Consider the following 23,500-nt stretch of genomic DNA (forward strand, 5'->3'; position numbering starts at 1 on the left):
TATATTTTAAGTTGTCATTATTTCTGAGACACGGATAAGTTCCTTGTCTATTTTAGTATGCCCTTTGATCGCTTTATTAATGGGAGTAAGGGTTATTTTATTATCCTGAACGCCAACCATGAGACTGGTTTTTCCCTCCAGTAGTGATTCCACGGCCTTTACACCCATTCTACTGGCCAATACACGGTCGTAACAAGAGGGTGCGCCTCCACGTTGCATATGCCCCAAAACGGATACCCTCACATCGTATATCGGAAGATGTTTTTCCACATACTCTTTGAGCTCAAATACATTTTTACCCGTTTTGTCACCTTCGGCCACAATAACGATACTTGAAGATTTCCCCGACTCCTTACTTCTCTTTAAAGATTCCAACAACCGGTCTAAACCTAGGTTTTCCTCTGGAATCAAAATCTCCTCGGCACCTGCGCCAACACCCGCATTTAAGGCGATATGTCCAACATCCCTGCCCATAACTTCCACGAAGAACAAACGGTTGTGGGAACTGGCCGTATCCCTTATCTTATCAATGCAATCGACCACTGTATTCAATGCCGTATCGAAACCAAGTGTAAAACTTGTCCCAAAAATATCGTTGTCAATGGTTCCCGGGATTCCCATAATAGGGAAGTCGAATTCCTTATTGAAAATCATTGCGCCCGTAAAACTACCATCACCACCAATGACAACGAAAGCATCAATACCTGCGGCGACCAATTGATCATGGGCCCTTTTCCTTCCTTCAGGAGTTCTAAACTCCATACATCTGGCAGATTTTAATATAGTACCTCCCTTGTTGATGATATTGTTGACGCTTCTGGCATCCATAGGCTTAAAATCCCCTTCTATCATACCTTGATACCCCCTGTAGATCCCAACACAATCAACCTTCATATACGCACATGTTCTAACTACGGAACGTATGGCCGCATTCATTCCGGGAGAATCACCCCCAGAAGTTAGCACTGCTATTTTTTTTATGTTTGAAGACATCCGAAAAATTAAGCCAACGAAATTAGTAAAACTTCTTTCAATTATGAAATGTGTGACCAATGACTTTGGGCATAAAAGCCTCAAATAATATAAGTATGTCACATTTTAACCAAAAAATGACCTAAACCTGTATTTAATTAACATTGGACCAGGAATCCAAAATCAAAAAAAGAATTTAGAAGGATTTTGGTTTTGCATAAAAGTTGAGCAAACTATCCTTTCCCATTACAGAAATTGGTGGTTCTTGTGGCTCAATGATCTTGACTCCAGGGGGATTCTGCTTTGTATCCTTATTGAGTATTTTCCTGAACAGTTCCTTAAAGCTATCAAAGTCGACTTCATAAGATAAGCCAGCGCCCTGGGTAGATCCTTGTTGATCAGGAAGGAAGGCCTGGATTTCACTTTGCCTGCTGAAGAATTTTGCACTCAAACTTCCTTCCTCGTTCAACAGTAATTGAATTTCAAAATCCCCTGCAACCAAGGTTTCACTGGTCCCGCCCACCGGAACCCCTACTTTACCATTGAACAATACCCGATCCGAGATTTGCGTGGAGACCGTTACACCTATCCTATCGTCTGTTTCCAATTGGGCCCCTTGATACCCTTGTTCGTAGGACAGACCAAAATTCAACTTGTCATTTCCGCCGCCCAAAAGTGAATTCAATATACCCGATGCACTTTGTACCAAGTTGCCCGTAATGGCCTGTTGGTTGATTCCACTCTGGTCGTTCACAAAATTTCCCTGGGCCAAAAGGAATATGGCATTTTTCTCGGCCACCGTTGGATCCTGTAAGGCATATTCCAGCTCAGATTTAACAATGGAGTTCGTGCCCGGAAAATCAATGCCAAATTCAATATCGGGGTTTTGAAGTTCACCGGTCAACTGAATGATCACATCCGTTGGTATTCTTTGGGTATATCCCTGATTTTCCAATAGGGGCGCAGGGTTTGCGGTCAGTGAATATACCGCTTCCATATTCAATTGGGCCTCAAGGGGTTTTTGATTCCAGTTTATCTGGCCCCCGGGCTCCACGATAAATGTCTTATCTATTATGCCGCCAAATTTGTACCTGAATTGCCCTGTCACTACCACAAAATCTCCATACATTTCAAATTTGCCATTCGTGTTTATCTGTATTAGAAGGATACCTTCCCCAGTACCTTTTAAGGAACTTCCGGTTTTGGTATCCGTCACGATTTCCACCTCGGCCTCTGGGGTAACATCCAAATTGAATTCCAATTCCAGTCCTTGGTAATCCTTTAATTGCCGTTGTTCGTCGATAGAATTGACCTTATCCTTTTCCACAAAATTGATAAAGGAGTAGTCCCCTACACTCGCTACATCGCTTAAGGGTATTTTCAAGGAAGTTCCCCTGGCCGTTTCTCCATCAACGGTTATGTTCAAAGCGGTTGTTGGCCCATAAATTCTTCCTGTACCATTAAGATAGCCTGTTCCATAATAGAGATCACCTTCCTTAAACTCCGTATTTAAGATCAAGAATCTATTGTTATTGGTGTCCACATTGAAATTTAATACCCAATTGTCAAAATAACTGTGGGTGATGGTGCCGTCCAAATTGGCCCGTGTACCCATGGAAACGTCTGAAAGCGCAATATTTTCAAAATCAAAAGTCTGGTTTTCCAACCGTACCCTAGATCTTGGGGCAAAGGCATAGTCGACATTTAAATAGGGTATGGCAATGCCAGCATTTTCCAAGGTCACCAATCCGTTGAAGTTTGGATTGTCAACAGGTCCCGTCACATTGACCCTCCCCTCTAGATCACCCCGAATATGGTCAATTACGCCCTCGCCCAAAGGATTGAATGGATCTAGTGGGAACTTATTGAAATTGGCTACCAAATTTGCCGTGGGCATTTCCTCCCTATTCTCGATTTTGCCCACAACACCAAACTTCTCGACACCATTGTCAGACAGTTGTGAATTTACCTGAAACTCCGTTAAATCCCTATTCCCCACGATACTTATGGCCAAATCCCCCATGGGCATGTCATTGATGGCAAATCGATCTATGTTCAAATTGGAAGAAGGTAGGTAAATACCATCCTTTTGTAATATGTTCAGGTTCCCGTTAACCTCCCCTTGCAACTTTAGACTGTCTATTACCGGTGTAATTTTGTTTAGGGATACAATTTTAAACTGAAGCTGAAGGTCCTTATAGGTAGAGTCTGCCAATTGTCCACGCAACCTGATCTGCTCCTCTTCATCATTGTTCATGACGATTTCCTCAATTGAAATACTGTCAAGGGCCCTATTTAGAATCACCTTGTTTTTGGTATTCCCGTCCTTGTTCAAAATCCATTTGTTCCCCTTAAAACTGACATCAGAGGTTTTTAGACCTATGACCGATTTGTTATCCGCATTGAACGTATGGTAAAAGTTGAGGTTGTAGCTATCATTATATTCACTGCCACCTTTAAATTCAGACCTAAAGAATAACGTGTCCTTCAAGGTAGTGTTTATGAGATTGAAATCCTTTACATCATAATAGGGCGTCTTTAGGTCCCCAACTGAAACATAGGTATTGAACAACGGGTTTTTATTGTCGATTTTCACTTCAATATTATCTGCTTCATTCCCGTACGCCACGATACTGGGCGATTCAAAGTTCAGTTTAAAATCCCCCTCGTCAGACACTATTTTACCACGAATAAAAGTGTTTGGGTCAAAACGTACTTCTGGAAAGAAAACATCTACAATCTTGTTGTAGATTTTAAAATTAAAGCTCAGGTTTTGTCCGCTAGAAATCTTGAAAGGTCGGTAGTTGGTATAAATACTACCAATGGAATTCTGCACCAATTTACCCAATTCCCTCACCTTGAAATTGCCTTTCATAAATCCTGTGATAATATCTGGGGAATTTATATCTATCACCCTTACGGAATCACTTTCAAAAGCGGAGGAAATGGTGAAATCCTCAAAATAATAGGTATCGTTTATATTCTGGAAATTGGTCTTGGTAAAATTTACGTCCCCAACGATGTTGTCCAAAGTATTTCCACGGATGTTCATACTTACATCGCCCTTGAAAATGGATACACTGTCATTAATAAAATTCAGTCGTTTTAAATCCGCATAGTCTACGGAAGCCTTAAAATTGAAATTGTTGCTTTCCTCTCCAAAATCGGCCAGACCTTTAAAGTTAAACTTTAAGTTCTCATCATTGCTAGTCAAGGAACCATCGAACAATTGTTCCTTCAAGATACCGGACACCTTAATATCCTGATAATTATAATTATTGAACTCTATGGAATAGATCTGCCCAATAACCTCGGTATTCAATTTTTCCGAAACGAATCCCTGCCCTTCCACGTTAAAGTCAAGATTGGTTTTACCCAGACTTTTACTATTTACAAATTCGCCCAAATCAAAATCTATAAGTGAAATAAACCCTGTATATGTGGCATTGTCGATATTGTTGAAATTGGTCAAAACAATATCAGAATAACTACTACCAACCGCGGTATTTAGATTCACTTTTGCATCAATGGAAGAGTCCGTAACGAGCGCATCTCCCCGGATCGTGAACTGTCCCAACTTGCTGAAAGTTGATGGTAACGAATTACCTATCAAATTGGGCAAAAGCGCATTCAATTGGTAGTAACTGCTGGTTACATTTCGCATGCGTGCATCCAGTATAAAGGATTCCTGTTTATTAAATAGGTGTTTAAAATTGAAATCCCCCCTAATACCGGTATTATCGGAAACCAGAAAAAGATTATTAATGTTTATGTCGTTCAATACACCGTTTAAACTAGCGGTAAGGGTCGCTGTTTTTCCTTGTCCAAATTCGTTATAAACCAAATTGATTTCATCGAAGGAAACCGTTGATTCCTCAAAATCGGCCACTACATTTACCTTATTCAAGAAATCCTTAAAATCCTCTCTATTGTAGTTGAATACAATAGTTCCATCAAGATTGGAAAGCGGCGTCTTGATTTGAAGGGAATCAAAACGCATTTGTTCCTTGGTATATTTAAACTCCGTTTTTAAGTTTTCGACAAGGACTCCCCTTTTGCTCAAAAAGGACATTCTATCGATACCTGCCGTTACTTCCGGCCCAAGAATTTGAAAGTCGTTCGCCTCTATGTTCAAATTCTTAAAATGTAAAGCTTCCTCGTTTTCCAGATTTTCGTCAATGTATTGGAACCTGCTGTTTTCAATAGCTACATGGGAGGAGGAAAAAAAGAAGGGTGGAGTCCCGGGAGCCCGGGGTTTACCATCATCCAATTTGTCCACAAAGACATTTATATTGGTCTCCTGCTCGCCAAAATAGGTTTTAAGTTTAAAGTGAAGTTCGTCAATTTCAATGTCTCCAAACTCCAACCGTCCCTTTGCCAAATTCCCTATACTGACTATGGAAGTTTTCAATTCGTTGATATAAAACAATGTATCCTGCCTATAATCCTCCACGTAAATTCCATTAAGAGAAGTATCCCAGGATATTAAGGAGACCCGTAATCTATACACATTGATATTGGTACCAAACTCCTTATTTAAAGAGTCCGTAGCATACTTGGCAAGTGTAGTCTGTACAATAGGCAATGAGAGTACAATAGTCCCCAAAACACAGGTCAACAAAAGAACCAAAAGTGTTCTAACCAGTATTTTTCTAAGTTTTTTGATAGGGCTATTATGTTTTACCTTTGTATTTCAATTTTTATTCCAAACCCGTTGCAAAACGAAACAATTTATATTCTGGCCATTGAATCCTCCTGTGACGACACTTCCGTAGCGGTACTAGAAAACGATACCATGCTGAGCAATGTGGTCGCTTCCCAAAAAATTCACGAGGAATATGGCGGGGTCGTACCAGAACTGGCTTCCCGTGCCCATCAACAAAATATTGTCCCGATCACCAACCTAGCCCTAGCTAAAGCAAATATCGATAAAAATCAATTATCCGCCATAGCATTTACACGCGGACCTGGTCTTTTAGGTTCGCTGTTGGTTGGCACCTCCTTTGCCAAATCACTATCCCTTGCCCTAGGGATTCCATTAATAGAGGTAAATCACATGCAGGCCCATATATTGGCACATTTTATTAAGGCCGAAAATATGAAGCCCCCTACGTTTCCCTTCCTTGCCCTTACCATTAGTGGCGGGCATACCCAAATCGTAAAAGTGACCAACTATTTTGACATGGAAATTTTGGGACAAACCTTGGACGACGCGGTTGGTGAGGCATTTGACAAGAGTGCCAAAATACTGGGACTACCCTACCCTGGTGGACCATTGATCGATACATATGCCGCAAGTGGAAACCCATATGCCTTTGAATTCCCAATACCCAAGGTTAAAGACCTAAACTTTAGTTTTAGCGGTCTCAAAACGAGCATCCTCTATTTCGTTCAAAAACAAACGATACAAAACCAAAACTTTATTGAGGAGAATCTGGAGGACTTGTGTTCGTCCATTCAATACACCATTATCACTATTCTTATGGGAAAACTTAAAAAGGCCGTCAAAAAAACCGGAATTAAGAGAATTGCCATTGGTGGCGGGGTCTCCGCAAACTCAGGAATTAGGAAGGCCTTAAAAGATGCCGAAACAGCATGGGGTTGGACTACTTATGTGCCCAATTTTGAATTTTGTACCGATAATGCAGGTATGATCGGGATAGTGGGATATTATAAATACAAATCCGGCCAATTTGCAGGACAGGAAACCTCTGCCAAAGCCCGATACCACTTAACCTCCTAAACATGCAACTATTCTATAATCCCCATTTGGACGAAACCTCATCCCAATTTTCTTTCGATACCGAAGAAAGCAAACATATGGTACGTGTTCTAAGAAAAAAAGTGAACGATGAAGTCTTGATTACGAACGGTAGAGGATTGATGCTCAGTGCCAAGATTACCGACAGCAATCCAAAAAAATGCGCCGTTGAAATTACCGGCGTAAAAAAAGTACATCGAAAAAATCATTGGCTCCACATGATAGTGGCACCTACCAAAATGAACGATAGGTTCGAATGGTTCCTGGAAAAGGCTACGGAAATCGGCGTGAACGAAATCACCCCTGTTCTTTGTGAACATTCAGAACGTAAAACAATAAAATTGGACCGTTATACCAAGGTAATACAGTCCGCCATGAAACAATCGATGCAGGCCTATTTGCCCAAATTGAACGACTTGACCAATTTCAACGAAATCATTGATATACCTAGGGAAGGCGGTCTATTTATCGCCCATTGCGATGATTCTGAAAAATATGAATTAAAAAGGCGCGTAATCCCAGACAAACCCATTACCATTTTGATCGGACCGGAAGGTGACTTTTCGGCTAAGGAAATTAAAGTGGCAAAGGAAAAGGGATATCTTCCCGTCTCCATGGGGAGAAATAGGTTACGTACGGAAACCGCTGCCATTGTGGCCTGTACCACAGTAGCCATAATCAATAATGGTTAAATATTTCAAGGCCACATTTTCATGTGTTTATTTTTATTGTTTTCATGGGTTACATGTAACCTTTGATGATTAAATTCATGACGATGTGCGTATAAGGATTATTATAATCATGTCGGTTTCATAAGTACTTAATGCTTATTTTTGAAAGATAGGTTTAGTCCCATGCAAAAAATACTGGTCACTTTATTACTGCTTGTTGGTTTTGGCTTATCCACCAAAGCTCAGGAGATTGCCATTTTGAAATATCAAGGTGGTGGGGATTGGTATGCGAATCCATCGGCCCTGCCCAATTTGATAGCTTTTTGCAATTCAACTATTGGGACCCGGTTAAACGCGAAACCAGAAACGGTAGAAGTGGGAAGCAACTCCATTTTTCAATATCCCTTTTTACATATGACCGGCCACGGAAATGTGGTTTTTTCATTGGAAGAAAAAGAAAACTTGAGGGATTATCTCCTTTCCGGTGGATTTTTACATATTGACGATAACTACGGTATGCGGGAATATATCATTGGCCAAATCGAGGAGTTATTCCCCAATAGCGACCTGGAGGAAATAGGTCTGGACCATCCCATTTTCTCACAGGAGTTCAAATTTCCACAAGGCTTGCCCAAAATACACGAGCATGACGGTAAAAGACCACAGGCATTGGGAATATTTGAAAACAAAAGACTGGTTTTATTATTGACTTTAGAATCCGATCTTGGGGATGGCTGGGAAGATCCGGCCGTACACAACGACCCGGAAGAAATAAGAAAAAAGGCCCTGCAAATGGGGGCGAATATAGTGTCCTACGTATTTAAAAATTGACCATGACTTCTAAAACAATTGCCAACGGGATAATACGGGCAGTGGGAATAATCACGGGAACACTTCTCCTGCTCTATTTTTTTTACATGATACGTTCCGTTTTGGCCTATCTGGCTGCAGCCGCCGTTATAGCCTTGATCGGAAGACCCGTTGTACTCTTTTTTAGGCGAAGGTTGAATTTTCCCAACACGCTCGCCGTCATCCTTACCATGATTCTCATGGTAGGGATTTTAGCGGGAATCTTGGCGCTTTTCATACCATTGATTACGGAACAGAGCAAAAATCTTTCCCTACTCAATATAGACGAACTCCAGAAAAGCATCAATACCCTTTATCTCAAAACCACCCAATATTTTGGCCTGTCCTCACATGTAGTGGAAGATGTAATTCAAGATTCGGAAATTGAGAGAAATATCATTCAAGGCCTGGATATAGGATTTGTGCCTAACTTCTTGAATTCCCTATTGGACATCCTGAGTTCTGCGAGCATCGGCTTGTTCTCCGTACTTTTTATTTCCTTTTTCTTCCTTAAGGATAGTACCCTTTTTCAAAATGGCCTGCTCATATTTGTTCCTAAAACAAAGGAAACCGGGACAGTAAACTCCATCGATAAAATCAACAATTTGCTTTCAAGATACTTCGTGGGGCTTCTCTTGCAAATATTTATCCTCTTTGTAATATATACGATAGTCCTTTTGATCGTGGGTATCGAGAATGCAATCGTTATCGCCTTTTTGTGCGCCCTCTTCAATATCATACCATATATAGGACCCCTGATCGGTGGGGCCCTGATGATAACCCTAACCATGACCAGTAATTTGGGGGCCGATTTTAGCGAGGTGATCCTTCCCAAAACGGGTTATGTGTTGATCGGACTGGCAATTGGTCAATTGGTGGATAATTTTTTCTCACAGCCCTTCATTTTTTCCAATAGTGTAAAGTCACACCCCTTGGAGATTTTTTTGGTCATCATCATTGCCGGGCTATTGTTCGGGGTTGTAGGCATGATCGTTGCCGTACCCGGCTATACGGCCATTAAGGTTATCCTAAAAGAGTTTTTGGCCGAAAACAAGATTGTCAAATCCCTTACCGAAAACCTTTAGCACCCTTTGAACTTACACCTACTATATCCAGAGGTACAGGAATTTATCGACCATAATTTGAATACGGATGTACACTCCGTCCTTTTGGGCAAAAATGTATTCCCAGGTATTGAAAATAGGGAACTGGTCGAACAACTGGAGTCAAAAAAAAAATCCCAAAAGAAATTGCCTACGTGGTTTGGAACCGAAAACATTTACTATGCAAACAAGCTGAATATTTCACAAACATCCTCCGAGGCTACGGCAAGATATAAGGCGGATTTGGTTTCGGGAGATACACTTACGGACCTTACCGGGGGATTTGGGGTTGACTCCTATTACTTTTCAAAAAAAATCAAACTTGTTTTTCATATCGAAAAGAACAAGGAGCTATCAGACATCGCCGAACATAATTTTAGGAAGCTTGGCAGCACAAATATTTCCTGTTTTGCGAAGGATGGTATTGAATATCTGGAAACCCTTCAAGATACAACCGATTGGCTCTTTCTTGATCCTTCTAGGAGGGACAGTAACAATAAGAAAGTCTACTTTCTTCAAGACTGTGAACCGGATGTAACCAGGTGGATGCAGCATTTTTTTTCCAAATCCAATAATATCCTGATTAAAACCGGGCCGTTGCTGGACATATCCATGGGCCTCCAACAATTACAAAATGTATATAAAGTTCATATCTTAAGTGTAGAAAATGAGGTAAAGGAGGTTCTCTGGGAATTAAAAAAAGATCACAGGGAAGAACCGTTGATAAAGGCTGTCAATTTGAATGGGGATACTAAGGAAAGTTTTGAGTTTTTGGCCAAGGAAGAAAGAACCACGCTCCCGGAATATTCAGAACCGCTTTCCTTTTTATATGAGCCCAACACTGCCATTATGAAATCTGGGGGCTTTAATTTGGTAGGCAAAAGGTATGGATTAAAAAAACTACAGGAGCACTCCCATTTATATACTTCAAATGTTTTGGTTCCATTCCCCGGAAGGACCTTTGAGATATCAAACGTGTTTCCGTACAATAAAAAGTCCATAAAGGGGCTTGGCTTTCAAAAGGCCAATGTTACTACGAGAAATTTTCCGGAAAGCGTGGCCCAAATTCGAAAGAAAACAAAACTCAAGGATGGTGGCGAACACTTCCTGTTTTTTACCAAGAATTACCACAATGATTTGATCATGATTTCAGCATGTCAAACAGGTAAAAAGAAGGGCTAAAAATCCAGTAAAAAAATCCACCTTCTTCATCAAAATAATCCCAAACTACAACGTTTGAATCCTGCGAAAAGGATCGATTATTGACACAACTAGAGACAATAATGTTAAAATTCTCAAATTACCGATTTGACAATATTTTATAGCCCAAATTTTCTTTGAAGGCAATAAAGACGGACAATTATAGGATATATGTAATATTTTAAGTTATTTTTTGACACTTATTTTTAAAAAATAATGAATTACTCATTATTTATATTTCATAATATTTTGTTATCATTACGCTGAATTTGGTTTTTTTTAACAGTTTCCGGTACATACGGAAACCCTTTAAAAACCAGTTCAAGGAGATTAATTTAAACTAACAAACAACAAGGATTATGAATCAAAAACATGATTTCAAATCGGTTAAATCCAAAAGAGGTCTTTCCTTTTTTAAATCCGGGATTTTATCGATGGTCATTTGTTTAGGAGTGCAACTGGCTTCTGCAAATGAGACAAGTATCAACTACAAGATTGTATTGGATGAAACCTTACAGTCTACCGTTACAGGTACGGTAACGGATGAAACCGGTACTCCACTACCGGGTGCCAACGTAGTGGAAAAAGGTACTACCAATGGTACCCAAACGGACTTTGACGGAAACTTTACTTTAAATGTAGAATCCGGAGCAACATTGGTATTTAGTTATCTAGGTTTTCAAAGGCAGGAGATAGCCGTTGGAGGCCGATCTACAGTTAACGCAACCTTATTGGAAGATGCTGCTGCTTTGGACGAGGTTATCGTTACAGGTTATTCTACGGAAACCAAGCGGGAAACTACCGCTGCCGTTTCTGTAGTTGCAGCAGAGGATTTAGCTGCAATTCCTTCGGGTAACGTAGAGCAGCAATTACAAGGTAGGGTAGCAGGTGTTACGGTAATTACAAACGGACAACCTGGTTCTACTTCCCAAGTACGTGTTAGAGGTTTTAATGCCTTTGGAGGGAACCAACCTTTATATATCGTAGATGGTGTTCCTGTCCAGAGTATTGATTTCCTAAACCCGGATGACATTGCAAGTGCCCAAATTTTTAAGGATGCTGCGGGTGCTTCCATCTATGGGGCCAGGGCCGCGAACGGGGTTATTGTTTATACCACAAAACAGGGTAAGCGTTCTGATCGCAAATCAAATATTTCTCTAAACGTTCAAAGTGGTATATTGGACCCCAATTCTGCTGGTGCTCCCAGAAACTTGAATCCACAAGAAATGGCAGAATATACCCATTTGGCCTATGAGAACAATGCTGCTGCGAATGGTACGGCTCCACAGTATACCCATCCTCAATATGGCACAAATGCCACGCCAAGATTTCCCGACTATCTACATGCGGATGGACAGAACGGGGTTTTTGAATCGGATATTGATTTGGCACAGATTCGCGCCAATTACGAGGCCAATCCAGATAACGTATTCTTGATACGTCCAAATTTAAGGGGAACCAATTGGTACAAGGAATTGACTAGAGTCGCTCCTCTTAGCAGGGTTACCTTAGGTTTTGATGGCGGAAATGAAAACAGCCGCTTTTATATGGGAATTGGTATGCAAAATCAAGCTGGTATATTGTTGAACAACGATTTTACGAGATATACCGCGAGAATAAATTCAGAATGGGATTTAGCCCCCTGGTTAACCATAGGTGAAAACTTCCAAGTTACTTACCGTTCCGAAGTTGGTGGTTTTGGTGGCGATGGAGGTATTAGTGGCGCGGATGACGAATCCGTAATTCTGTCCGCCTACCGTATGCCCACTATCATTCCAGTTAGAGATGAATTTGGTAGTTTTGCAAGTACAAGGGCATCCGGATTCAATAATCCAAGGAACCCTGTGCGACAGCAAACACTAAATGCAGGTGATGATAAAAGTTATGGTATAGGTGGTTTTGGTAATATTTATTTGTTATTGAACCCATTGGAAGGTTTAACCGTTAGAAGTAGCCTTGGAGGGGCCTACAACAATAACTATTTTGTAAATTATGGATTCCGTTATTTGGGAGATTCTGAACCGGAAGCGAGTAACACCTTCTCAGAAGGAAGTGGTTATAATTTCCAATGGACCTTTACCAATACAGCTACGTACGAAAAACTATTCGGCAAACATAGGGTTAAACTATTGGCTGGTATAGAGGCCTTGAATACTGGAAAAGGAAGATTTCTTAGCGGAAACGGTATCAACCCATTCTCAACGGATTTGGATTTCCAAAACTTAAGCGTGGTACAGAGTCCTGTCGTTAACAGTAACTTGTTTAATGGAGTGAATTTCTATTCCACTTTCGGAAAATTGGATTATAGTTTCAATGAAAAATATATAATCTCTGGTACCTTAAGAAGGGATGGAGCCTCGCGTTTTGGTGGTAATAATCGTTATGGTACTTTCCCGGCAGTTTCTGCGGCATGGAGGGTCATCGACGAGCCCTTTATGCAAAATCAGAGTATTTTTAGTGACTTGAAATTCAGAGGAGGTTGGGGACAAATGGGTAACTCCAATAACGTAAACCCTAATAACCAATATTCCTTGTTCGCCTCAGATAGGGGAAATACGTGGTATCCAATTCAAGGACAAAACAGTGGAGCAGACGAAGGTTTTGCCCAAAGCAGGATCGGGAACCCAGATGCGAAATGGGAGACGACGACCACGTTCAACGTAGGGTTTGATGCCAGTTTCTTCAACAATAAGTTAGACGTTATATTCGAATATTGGGAAAAGGACACGGATGACCTTTTGTACCAATTGGAATTGGCCGGTGTAACGGGGAATTTTGCCCAGTCACCCTCAGTAAACATTGCCAGTATGGCGAACTCAGGAATAGAGATCGATATAACCGGTAGAGGAAATCTGACAGAGGACTTGACCTTCACGATGAACTTAAACGGTAGTTTTCTAAATAATGAAATTACATCCTTGGCTCCTGGTTTGGAGTTCTTTGATGGACCAGGATATAGAGGTATCTTCCCAATTAGAAATGCAGTTGGCCAATCAATTTCCTCTTTCTTTGGATATGAGGTAATTGGATATTTCAATAGTGCAGAAGAGGTGGCCAACTCTCCTGCCCAGGATGGGAAGGGACTAGGTCGTTTCCGATATGCGGATATTAATGGTGACGGAGCTATTACCCCAGACGACAGAACCTTTATAGGAAGTGCAGTTCCTGATTTTACAGGAGGTGCAACCTTAAACCTTAGATATAAAAATGTATCATTCGAAACTTTCTGGAGTGCATCATTTGGGAACGAAATCTTTAACCAGTCCAAATGGTTTACTGATTTCTTCGGAACGTTTGAGGGATCTGCAAAAGGACAGGCTGCCAAGCGCTCCTGGACACCAGAATTGGGCAACAACGCTGCAGCGCCCATATGGGAAAGTGCCACTAATTTGAGTACCAGTGGCGCAGCCAATTCCTGGTATATAGAAGATGGTAGCTATGTTAGGCTACAACGTCTGGCCTTATCCTATGACTTTACGGACTTAACTGAAAAATTGGGTCTTAGTAAATTCAGATTAGGCGTTTCCGCGAACAATCTTTGGACAATTACCAATTATAGTGGATTGGATCCAGCTGTAGGTGGTCCTGATACCAACTTTGGAATCGATGTAGGAAACTATCCTGTTACTCCTCAGTATTTGTTTACTTTAGAAATGGGAATTTAACCTTAACTATATAGAATTGTGATACTTATGTGTAAAATATATGTTATCTTTAAACAAAAATAAACTATGAAAAATATGATTAATCTTAAAAAGACAGCTGTTATTGGGATATCCTGCCTTATGCTTGGGGTGTCCTGTAACGACGAATTTTTGGAAGTGTTGCCTACGGGTTCCCTAGCGGATGCCCAGGTAGGCACCAAAGATGGAATTGAAGGCTTGTTAATCGGCACCTATGCGGCTCTCAACGGTGTGTTTGGGAACCGATTTGAAGGCCCAAACCATTGGGTAACGGGCTCCATTATGGGCGGTGACGCCAACAAAGGAACGGATGCCGGTGACTACTCGACCATAAACCCGGTACAACGTTATGAGGCAGATCCCACCATAGGAGATTTTAACAACTTATGGAGAGGTCGTTTCGAAGGTGTTAGCAGGGCAAACAAGGTGTTGGCAGCTTTGGCTGTTGCTACAGATGTATCTGCCGCAGATGCCGCACGAATCGCTGGAGAAGCCCGTTTATTGAGAGGCCATTACTATTTTGATTTGAAAAAACATTTCAATAGTATTCCTCTTTTTGACGAAACAGTGCTTCCTGCAGATATACCTAGCATTCCCAATACACCGGATGTATGGGCCTTTATCGAAGCTGATTTTCAATTTGCCTATGATAATTTACCAGAAGAAAATGGTGCTGGCAGGGTGAACAAATGGGCCGCTGGAGCCTATTTGGCCAAAGCTTATTTATATCAGCAAAAATTTGGTCCCGCACGAGACCTGTTTACAACTGTTATAGAACAGGGTAAAACTTCCAATGGGCTAACATATGATCTTTTAGATGATTATGCCCAGATTTACAACGCTGAGAATGACAACCATGCCGAAGCTGTTATGGATGTGGAGTCTGCCAATAATACGGGTAACGTACAAAATGCGAATGCATTCGATGATTTGAACTATCCATACAACACCGGACCTGATGGACCTGGTAACTGTTGTGGATTCTTCCAACCCAGTATTGAATTATCCAATTCGTTTAGGACTGGGGCAGACGGTTTACCATTATTGGATGGTTCCTATAACGATCCGGCCAACGAAGTGGATAATATTTACAGACATGTCTTTACAAATGGTAATGACGAATCCACCTTTGTAGAAGATCCAGATCCGTTGGATCCTAGAATCGACCACTCCATTGGTAGAAAAGGAATTCCTTACTTGGATTGGATAGAGCACCCAGGTTCTGCTTGGATTCGTAGCTTCCCATACGCCGGTCCGTATTCTCCTAAGAAATATATCTATTACAGAAGCCAGGAAAATAGCTTTACGGATGGTAGCTCTTGGACTAGAGGGTATGCCACTATGAACTACACGATTATTCGTTTTGCCGATGTCCTTTTAATGGCCGCTGAAGCAGAAGTAGAAGCTGGTACTTTGGACAAAGCCTTGGAATATGTAAATAGAGTGCGAGCAAGAGCTGCCAACTCTGAATTTTGGGTACAGGAGTACGATGGTAGCGGTCCCGCGGCCAATTATGTGATTTCTGAATATACATCGTTCCCTGATCAGGATTTCGCAAGAAGAGCGGTTCGTTTCGAAAGAAAATTGGAGCTTTCCGGTGAAGGACACCGTTTCTTTGATTTGGTTCGTTGGGGCGTAGCAGCAGCGGAATTGAATGCCTATTTGGATTACGAATCACAGTACTTGGTGACCAAGTTTGGTGGTGCAAGTTTTACTTCAGGTAAAAACGAGTACTATCCAATTCCACAACAACAAATTGACATCCAAGGTTCAGATGTTTTATCCCAGAACCCTGGTTATTAATTAATCAACCCATTTTATATGAAAAGGGCGTGTTTTACACGCCCTTTTTTATTATCCAAAAATTAAAAATGATTAATAAAAGTTTAATTGCCTACCCTTTTACCAACTTACATTTTTAAAACCTTACCTTTTATTTAAATTTGTCAATTGTCACACATTTCTAATTTTTAACCTGTGTAATCTAACTTTTTCCTGAACTATTAAACAACGTATTGTTTACCATGAAAAAAATAATTTGTCTCTCATTACTAATTGGTCTTACCGCTATTTCATGTCATAAGGAAAAAGAAAAACTCTTTACCCAAATACCTTCAGAAAGTTCCGGTGTAGCATTCAATAACCGAATAATAGAGACGGACAGTTTTAATATATTGACAAGTGAATATATTTTTAACGGTGGTGGAGTTGCCATTGGAGATTTCAACAATGATGATAAGCCGGATATCTTTTTTTCGGGAAATCAGGTTTCCAATAAACTTTATATAAACGAGGGGGACTTTAAATTCACCGATATTTCCAAAAAGGCGAATATTGAAGGAAACGATAAATGGAGTACGGGAATCGCCCTAGTGGATATCAATAGGGACGGTTTCCTGGATATCTATGTATGTGCCGCCATGTTGGAGTCCAAAGAAGAAAAAGCGAATATGCTCTACGTCAATCAAGGGCCCAACGAAAATGGAATTCCCACCTTCAAAGAAATGGCAAAAGATTATGGAATAGCGGATAATAATAACAGTATGGGAGCTACCTTCTTTGATTATGATAAGGATGGGCTATTGGATTTATATGTCTTGAACAATGTAGATATCCATGTGCTGCCTTCCAATTATCGGGAAAAGATAACGGACGGTTCGGCCCTAAGCAACGATAAACTTTATCATAATAATGGGGATGGTACTTTTACCGATGTCTCCTTGGAAGCAGGTATAACGATTGAAGGCTATGGACTTGGACTGGCCATAGCGGACATCAATTATGACACTTGGCCGGATATCTACGTAAGCAACGACTACCTTACCAATGACTTATTGTATATAAACAATCAAGATGGGACATTTACGAATAAAATATCGGAGTTTGTAAAACACCAAAGTAAATTTTCCATGGGAAATGACATATCGGATTATAACAATGACGGATATTTGGATATTATCACCTTGGATATGTTGGGCGAAACCAACCAAAGGCTGAAAACGACCATTGCCAGTAATAACTATAACAATTATGTCCTAAATGAAAGATATAATTATGAATATCAGTACTCAAGGAACATGTTGCAAAAAGGGAATGGGAACGGTGTGCCTTTTAGTGAGATCGGATTGATGTCCGGTGTTTCAAAAACGGACTGGAGTTGGTCCCCACTCTTTGCGGACATGAACAATGACGGTCATAAAGATTTGTTGATAACCAATGGGTTTCCCAGGGATATAACCGATTTGGATTTTGGTGATTTCAATTTCAATGTTAGTAGGTATTTGGGTCCGGGTAAAATATTGGACTCTATACCAACCATTAAAATTCCCAATTATGTTTACGTGAACAACGGTACCGGTCAATTCGAGGATAAAGGGGAGGATTGGGGCCTAAACATTCCTTCCTTTTCAAACGGTGCTGCATTTGCCGATTTGGATAATGACGGCGATTTGGACTATGTGGTTAACAACATCAACGACCCGGCTTTCATCTTCAGAAATAACTTAAATACAAATAATGCTTATTTAAGACTAAATCTAAAGAACTCTAATTCCTCTGGAATTGGAGCCAAAGTGGTGGTTAGATTTGCCGACGGTACGTTTCAATATCATGAAAATTATTTGTACAGGGGCTATATGTCTTCCTTGGAAGGCATCGTTCATTTTGGGCTGGGAGAGAAAACCGAAATCAAATCGGTCGAAGTATTATGGCCCAATGGTGATTATCAAAAATTAGATAATGTCCTACCAAATCAAACTTTGGTTTTAAACCAACGTGACGCCTCCTCCATTGAACTTGGCGCCCTTGAATTCCCTTTTACTCCAAAACCCAAAAAAAAGGTTTATGCAGAAGTTTCTACGGAAAAAGGTATAGACTATGAACATAAGGAAATGGATGCGGTAGATTTTAACATTCAAAGAATATTGCCGCATAAGCTTACCCAAAATGGCCCTTGTCTTGCCTCAGGGGATTTAAATGGCGACGGTATGGAGGACTTCATCGTTGGAAGTTCCGCAAGGTATTCCCCAGTTTTGTTCCTTCAGGACCGTGAAGGAAATTTTTCAATAAGGGAACTTTTTACGGAAGAAGGGGATAAAAAGTATGAAGAGGAGGGAATTTCCCTTTTTGATTTGGACAACGATGGTGACCTGGATATTTATTTTGTATCCGGAAGCAATGAATTTACCCCGGATGACAGCTATTATCTGGATAGATTATTGATTAACGATGGCAAGGGTAATTTTACACCGGCACCGGACAAATTACCAGAAATAAAGAAGAGTGGTTCCGTAGTAACCGCCAATGATTTTGATGGTGACGGATACATAGACCTCTTTGTTGGCGGCAGAACCCCTTTCGCAAAATATCCCATTGCCGAAAAAAGCTTTCTCCTTAAAAACGAAAATGGAACTTTAGTGGATGTAACGGATTCAATGGCACCGGAGTTACGGGAAATTGGTATGGTAACCGATGCCACTTGGGCAGATATCGATGGGGACGGCCTAAACGACCTGGTTGTGGTTGGTGAATTTATGCCCATCACCGTTTTTAAGAATAGTGGGTCGACCCTAACGAAATTGGAAAAATCCGGAATCGACCATCTATTCGGTTTTTGGGAGAGCATCGTGGCCCACGATTTTGACAAGGATGGTGATTTGGATTTTATCGTGGGAAATTTGGGAGCAAACAATTTTTATCGACCTTCCCCTGAAAGGCCTACCAAGCTGGTATCCAAGGATTTTGACAATAATGGTACCGTAGACCCCGTAATGTTCTCATACCTAAAATATAGTTTTGATAATCCTGAGTATAGGGCATTTCCCATTAAGTTCTGGGGCGACTTAAACGGCCAAAGCCCTTTGTTCCGATCAAAGTACAACACTTATAAAAGCTTTGCCAAAGCGGATATCAATACCTTGTTTTCTGAAAGCGAATTGGAAGGTGCCCTAACTTTGACAGGAAATTATGATAGAAGCATCTACTTGGAGAACTTGGGGAACGGCACTTTCCATTTTAAGGAGTTGCCTTGGGAAGTACAAATGGCCCCAGTTAAAAGTATTGCTTTAACCGATTACAACAATGATGGAAATGATGACCTATTTCTAGTAGGAAACGATTATGGTAATGAAGTTTTTATTGGAAAGTACGATGCATCTAACGGATTTTTATTGGAAGGGGATGGCAAAGGCAGTTTTACGGTTGTTGATATCCAAAAAAGTGGTTTTATAACCCAAGGTGACACGAAGGATATAACTATTGTAAAAAACACCAATGGAGATAATCCATACATTATCGTCTCACAAAACAGGGGCCCCCTTAAGGTTTTTTTGAAAAATGAATGATCCAAATACCAAAGACTAATTCCAAGCTTCAAAATATAGTGTAGATATAATGATACAATTTCAGGTAGTTTAACTTGAACTGTCCTATTAAATCTTATTTGACCTAATATGAGAAAGTCGATCTACCTGAAACACCTAATTTATATAATAGCAGTAATAGCCCAGTTTTCTTGTGCGTCCAAAGAGAAAAAGGCCATTGCACTCTATAACTCCTATTGCGCCAGTTGTCATATACTTCCAGATATAGAAAACTTACCCAAGCATATTTGGGAAGCGGGAGTTTTACCCGATATGGCCGCGCGGATGGGAATTTACGACTCAACCTATGATCCGTATGAAAAGGTTTCCAGAATGGAAGAATTTGCCATAAAGCAATCTGGTATTTATCCAGAAAAACCCGTTATGGATATTCGTGATTGGAATTTATTAAAGGATTATATTCTCAAAATGGCCAAGGATTCCTTAAATATTCACGGTGTAATAACGCCTAGAAAAAGGGTTTCCCAATTTAGACCCAATCCAATAATCATGGATAGTACAAAAGGCGCCTTCATTACGTTTTTAGCATATGATTCTGTGCAAAAACAAATAATTACGGGTAATCTTAACCGTAAACTAATTCATTATGATCCACTTACAAAACAAGTTACCAAAACAGAGCGCACAGAGGGTGTCCCTACCTCCTATTCCGAACAAGACACTTTAAAATACTTTACCTACGTGGGTTATTTAGATCCTTCTGAACTTCCTCAGGGTAGCATCAGTGTTATCGAACCTAGCAAAAGAAAAATAAATAGATCGAATGTTCAACTTCACAGACCGGTTCATACGCTCGTTCATGATTTTGATAAAGATGGAAATGACGAAGTTGTGGTCTGTGAATTTGGCGACCTAACAGGCAAGCTTACACTTTTGACACATAAAGGAGATTTTAATTTTCAAAATACAGTTTTATTAAACCTACCAGGAAGTATCAAATCTATTGCCAAAGACATGAACAAGGATGGCAAGGATGACCTCGTAGTTCTAACATCCCAGGGAAGGGAAGGAATTAATATATTTTATCAAGAGGAGCATTTAAAATTCAGAATGGAGACACCAATAAAATTTAGTCCTGTTTATGGATCCAGTTGGTTTGAGATTTTAGATTATAACAATGACGGGCACCAAGATATTGTTACTGTAAATGGAGATAATGCAGACAATAGTTATTTTCATAAACCCTACCACGGACTGCGAATCCATATTAACGACGGAAACAATAATTTTGAGGAAGTATATTTCTATCCCATGAATGGTGCCACCAGGGTTGTATCCAATGATTTTGATCAAGATGGAGATCTGGATTTTGGAATTTTATCCACGTTTCCAAATTATGACCAAACGCCTACCTATTCGTTCGTCTACCTAGAAAACAAGGAGCCAAATGAATTCCTTTTTGAGCCATATCGTATGGATACTAGTGATTTAGGCAGGTGGATGTTGATGGATATAGGCGATACGGACCAAGATGGAGATATGGATATTATCCTTGGTTCCTTTAGCTATTCATTTACTCCCGTTCCAAAACTATTGAATGAAGCATGGAAAAACTCAGATGTTGACCTTTTGATTTTAGAGAATAGGCTAAATCCCTAACTTTCCTAAGAAATGTTTCGAGGACTACATCCTCAATGTTCATTTTTATGTTTAAAGTCGCCAAAACGATACTTTACGGTCCGCTTTAATGGAATCCGCATACCTCCCGTTTCTTCCAACCAGTCATAGATTGCGGCCGACATGGATTTGGCTACCTCCTGTTTGTCAGGGTCCGCAATAAGATTATACATTTCGTCAGGATCGTTCTCCAAGTCATACAATTCATTCCGGTCCCAAATACCATGGTACTTCATGTATTTATATTTATCGGTTCTCATCCCAAAAACCGTAGGTGTCATTGGGAAATCATATTCCCAGTAATATTCATAAAATACTTCCTTCCTACTATTTTTATCGGTTTCACCCTTCAGAATGGGAATAAACGAGGTTCCCGGCATATGGTCAGGTTGTTTTAGTCCTGCCGCCGCCAATATCGTTGGTCCAATATCAATATTCTGTACCATGTGCTTTGGACGGATTCCTCCCTCAAACAGTTCTGGACAACGTACCAAAAGTGGTACTTTTACTGATTCTTCATAAAAATGTCGCTTATCTATCAAACCATGTTCCCCCCAACTGAAGCCATTGTCGCCCATGTATATGACAAGCGTCGATTCGTCCAAACCTTCTTTTTGCAAATACTCCATGACCGTACCTATACTTTCATCGACCCCCAAAAGGGTTTCACAATAGTCCACCACCATTTCATGTATATCCCTGTTTTCATGGTACATATAATCAACACCGTGCCAGCTTACCCTTTGATCCGCTACCCACTGAGGCCATTTGAGATCGCGATAGGCGCCCGTTTTTGTTTGCTCATAGGTAGATGGAAGATCAATCCGTTTTCCTTTATACATTCCTTTGTGCCTCCTTGCAGGTTGAAATCCGGCGTGCACAGCCTTATGTGACAGATACATAAAAAAAGGCTTTTTCCTATCCCTTTTTTCTAGCCACCCAATAGCATGGTCGGTCAAAAGATCTGTTATATATGTTGAGTCGGTATACGATATCCTTTCCCCATTGATATTTAGGGTTGGATTGTAATAAACGCCCTGACCCGGAAAACTCTCCCAATGTGTGAACCCTGGTTGCGGTTCATCCCCATGATCGCCCATATGCCATTTTCCAAAAAAACTGGTTTGGTACCCAGCCTTCTCCAAATACTGGGGAAAATACGTTAGATTTCCAGGATCCGGGGCCTGATTGTCCACGATGGTGTGACTATGGGAAAACATGCCCGTCAGAATGGAAGCCCTACTGGGGGAACATAAGGAGGTAGTTACAAAGGCATTTGGCAAATAGGCCCCTTCACGTGCAAGCCTATCCATGTTTGGTGTTTCCAACCAAGGAACCTTACCGGTAAACCCCATATAATCATACCGATGATCATCGGTAAGAATGAAAATTACGTTCCTCGGTTGCTTTTTTTTAGGTGATTCTTTTTCAATCATGGAATGGCCATTACCGATAAAAAGTAAGCAAAAGGTCAAAAAACTTAAAAAGTGGGTCTTTTTCATGATGTTAGTTCCTTAAATACTATTTGAATCCATATAAATCCGTAAGTTCTTGTTTTAAAAGCCAATCATAGAGTTCCTCCGTAGCATAGGCCTTGGTCCAGGCATCATGGCCAACGTTTTCATACTTTGTAAATTTGACATCGTATCCAAACCCTTTTAATTTATGCACCATAGCCTCTGATTCCGCTACCGGAATTACAGCATCTTCTTCCCCATGAAATACCCAAATGGGCATTTTCTTATTGATCCACGATGCGTAGGGCAACGGAGTCATACCACAAACGACCGCCATTGCGGCAAAAGTTTCCGGATATTGAACGGCCATTTCCCAGGCTGCACCCCCTCCCCTACTAATTCCAGATAAATAAATTCTATGCTTGTCCACTCTGTTGTTGGAAATAACGGAATCCAATAATTGCTTGACCGCCCTGGTATTCCACCAACTTTTCGCATACGGATTTTGTGGTGCCAGGATCAGGAAGGGAAATTTTTTACCTTGTAAAATAAGGCTGGGAGGCGGAATTCTTTCATTAGGACCTAGATCCTCGGCTACCTCCCCGCCACCATGTAAGAACAATAATATGGGGAACTTCTTTTCAGAATCCAGCTCGTAATCTGGTGGATAATAGAGATAATACTTTAAAGTTTCCGTGACCGATGTTTCCAGTACCTCGTCTACCAATGTGTAACTAGGCTGTGAGGCACAACCATTTACTAAAAGGACAAGGAATAGAAAGGCGCTGTTTTTAAGCAAATCAATG

13 protein-coding genes are annotated in these 23,500 nt (G+C 40.6%); 9 read left to right on the plus strand and 4 right to left on the minus strand.

Translation table 11 applies throughout. From position 1 onward, the window contains the following. Positions 1 to 6 precede the first annotated feature (6 nt). Complete coding sequence (gene pfkA / locus BFP75_RS03485) at positions 7 to 993, minus strand: 6-phosphofructokinase (protein ID WP_099543276.1); 987 nt, start codon at positions 991 to 993, stop codon at positions 7 to 9. Positions 994 to 1,168: 175 nt separating this feature from the next. After that, positions 1,169 to 5,557 (minus strand): translocation/assembly module TamB domain-containing protein, encoded by a 4,389-nt coding sequence (locus BFP75_RS03490; RefSeq protein ID WP_099543277.1) that lies wholly within the window; start codon positions 5,555 to 5,557, stop codon positions 1,169 to 1,171. 90 nt (positions 5,558 to 5,647) lie between these two features. Here BFP75_RS03490 and tsaD point away from each other — a divergent pair, with 90 nt between their 5' ends. The 9 genes from tsaD to BFP75_RS03535 all read left to right on the plus strand — a co-directional run bounded on the left by tsaD (position 5,648) and on the right by BFP75_RS03535 (position 21,219). After that, positions 5,648 to 6,715 carry a tRNA (adenosine(37)-N6)-threonylcarbamoyltransferase complex transferase subunit TsaD gene (tsaD, locus tag BFP75_RS03495; protein WP_165776532.1) on the plus strand — a complete coding sequence of 356 codons (1,068 nt, stop codon included), beginning with the start codon at positions 5,648 to 5,650 and terminating at the stop codon, positions 6,713 to 6,715. 2 nt (positions 6,716 to 6,717) lie between these two features. After that, entirely contained in the window at positions 6,718 to 7,425 is a 708-nt protein-coding gene (locus tag BFP75_RS03500; protein ID WP_099543278.1) for a 16S rRNA (uracil(1498)-N(3))-methyltransferase, read from the plus strand. Between the two features lie 162 nt (positions 7,426 to 7,587). After that, positions 7,588 to 8,235, plus strand: coding sequence for a DUF4159 domain-containing protein (locus tag BFP75_RS03505; protein ID WP_099543279.1), 648 nt, complete (start codon positions 7,588 to 7,590; stop codon positions 8,233 to 8,235). Between the two features lie 2 nt (positions 8,236 to 8,237). Further along, positions 8,238 to 9,338 carry an AI-2E family transporter gene (locus BFP75_RS03510; protein ID WP_099543280.1) on the plus strand — a complete coding sequence of 367 codons (1,101 nt, stop codon included), beginning with the start codon at positions 8,238 to 8,240 and terminating at the stop codon, positions 9,336 to 9,338. A gap of 6 nt (positions 9,339 to 9,344) precedes the next feature. Next, positions 9,345 to 10,538, plus strand: coding sequence for a THUMP-like domain-containing protein (locus tag BFP75_RS03515; protein ID WP_099543281.1), 1,194 nt, complete (start codon positions 9,345 to 9,347; stop codon positions 10,536 to 10,538). Between the two features lie 377 nt (positions 10,539 to 10,915). Beyond that, on the plus strand, positions 10,916 to 14,221 hold the full coding sequence (locus tag BFP75_RS03520) for a SusC/RagA family TonB-linked outer membrane protein (RefSeq protein WP_099543282.1): 3,306 nt from the start codon (positions 10,916 to 10,918) through the stop codon (positions 14,219 to 14,221). A gap of 66 nt (positions 14,222 to 14,287) precedes the next feature. Continuing rightward, the gene (locus BFP75_RS03525) at positions 14,288 to 16,042 is read left to right on the plus strand and encodes a RagB/SusD family nutrient uptake outer membrane protein (RefSeq protein ID WP_099543283.1); all 1,755 of its coding nucleotides are present in this window, start codon (positions 14,288 to 14,290) and stop codon (positions 16,040 to 16,042) included. A gap of 221 nt (positions 16,043 to 16,263) precedes the next feature. Continuing rightward, positions 16,264 to 19,581, plus strand: coding sequence for a VCBS repeat-containing protein (locus BFP75_RS03530; RefSeq protein WP_099543285.1), 3,318 nt, complete (start codon positions 16,264 to 16,266; stop codon positions 19,579 to 19,581). Positions 19,582 to 19,689: 108 nt separating this feature from the next. Then, positions 19,690 to 21,219, plus strand: a complete 1,530-nt coding sequence (locus tag BFP75_RS03535; RefSeq protein ID WP_099543287.1) for an FG-GAP repeat domain-containing protein — start codon at positions 19,690 to 19,692, stop codon at positions 21,217 to 21,219. Between the two features lie 32 nt (positions 21,220 to 21,251). Here BFP75_RS03535 and BFP75_RS03540 read toward each other — a convergent pair whose 3' ends face one another. Continuing rightward, positions 21,252 to 22,739 (minus strand): sulfatase, encoded by a 1,488-nt coding sequence (locus tag BFP75_RS03540; RefSeq protein WP_099543289.1) that lies wholly within the window; start codon positions 22,737 to 22,739, stop codon positions 21,252 to 21,254. Positions 22,740 to 22,758: 19 nt separating this feature from the next. Beyond that, on the minus strand, positions 22,759 to 23,493 hold the full coding sequence (locus tag BFP75_RS03545) for a prolyl oligopeptidase family serine peptidase (protein WP_240531687.1): 735 nt from the start codon (positions 23,491 to 23,493) through the stop codon (positions 22,759 to 22,761). Between the last annotated feature and the right edge of the window lie 7 nt (positions 23,494 to 23,500).

The organism is Maribacter sp. 4G9 (assembly GCF_002742265.1).
In the GTDB taxonomy this organism is placed as follows: Bacteria; Bacteroidota; Bacteroidia; order Flavobacteriales; family Flavobacteriaceae; genus Maribacter.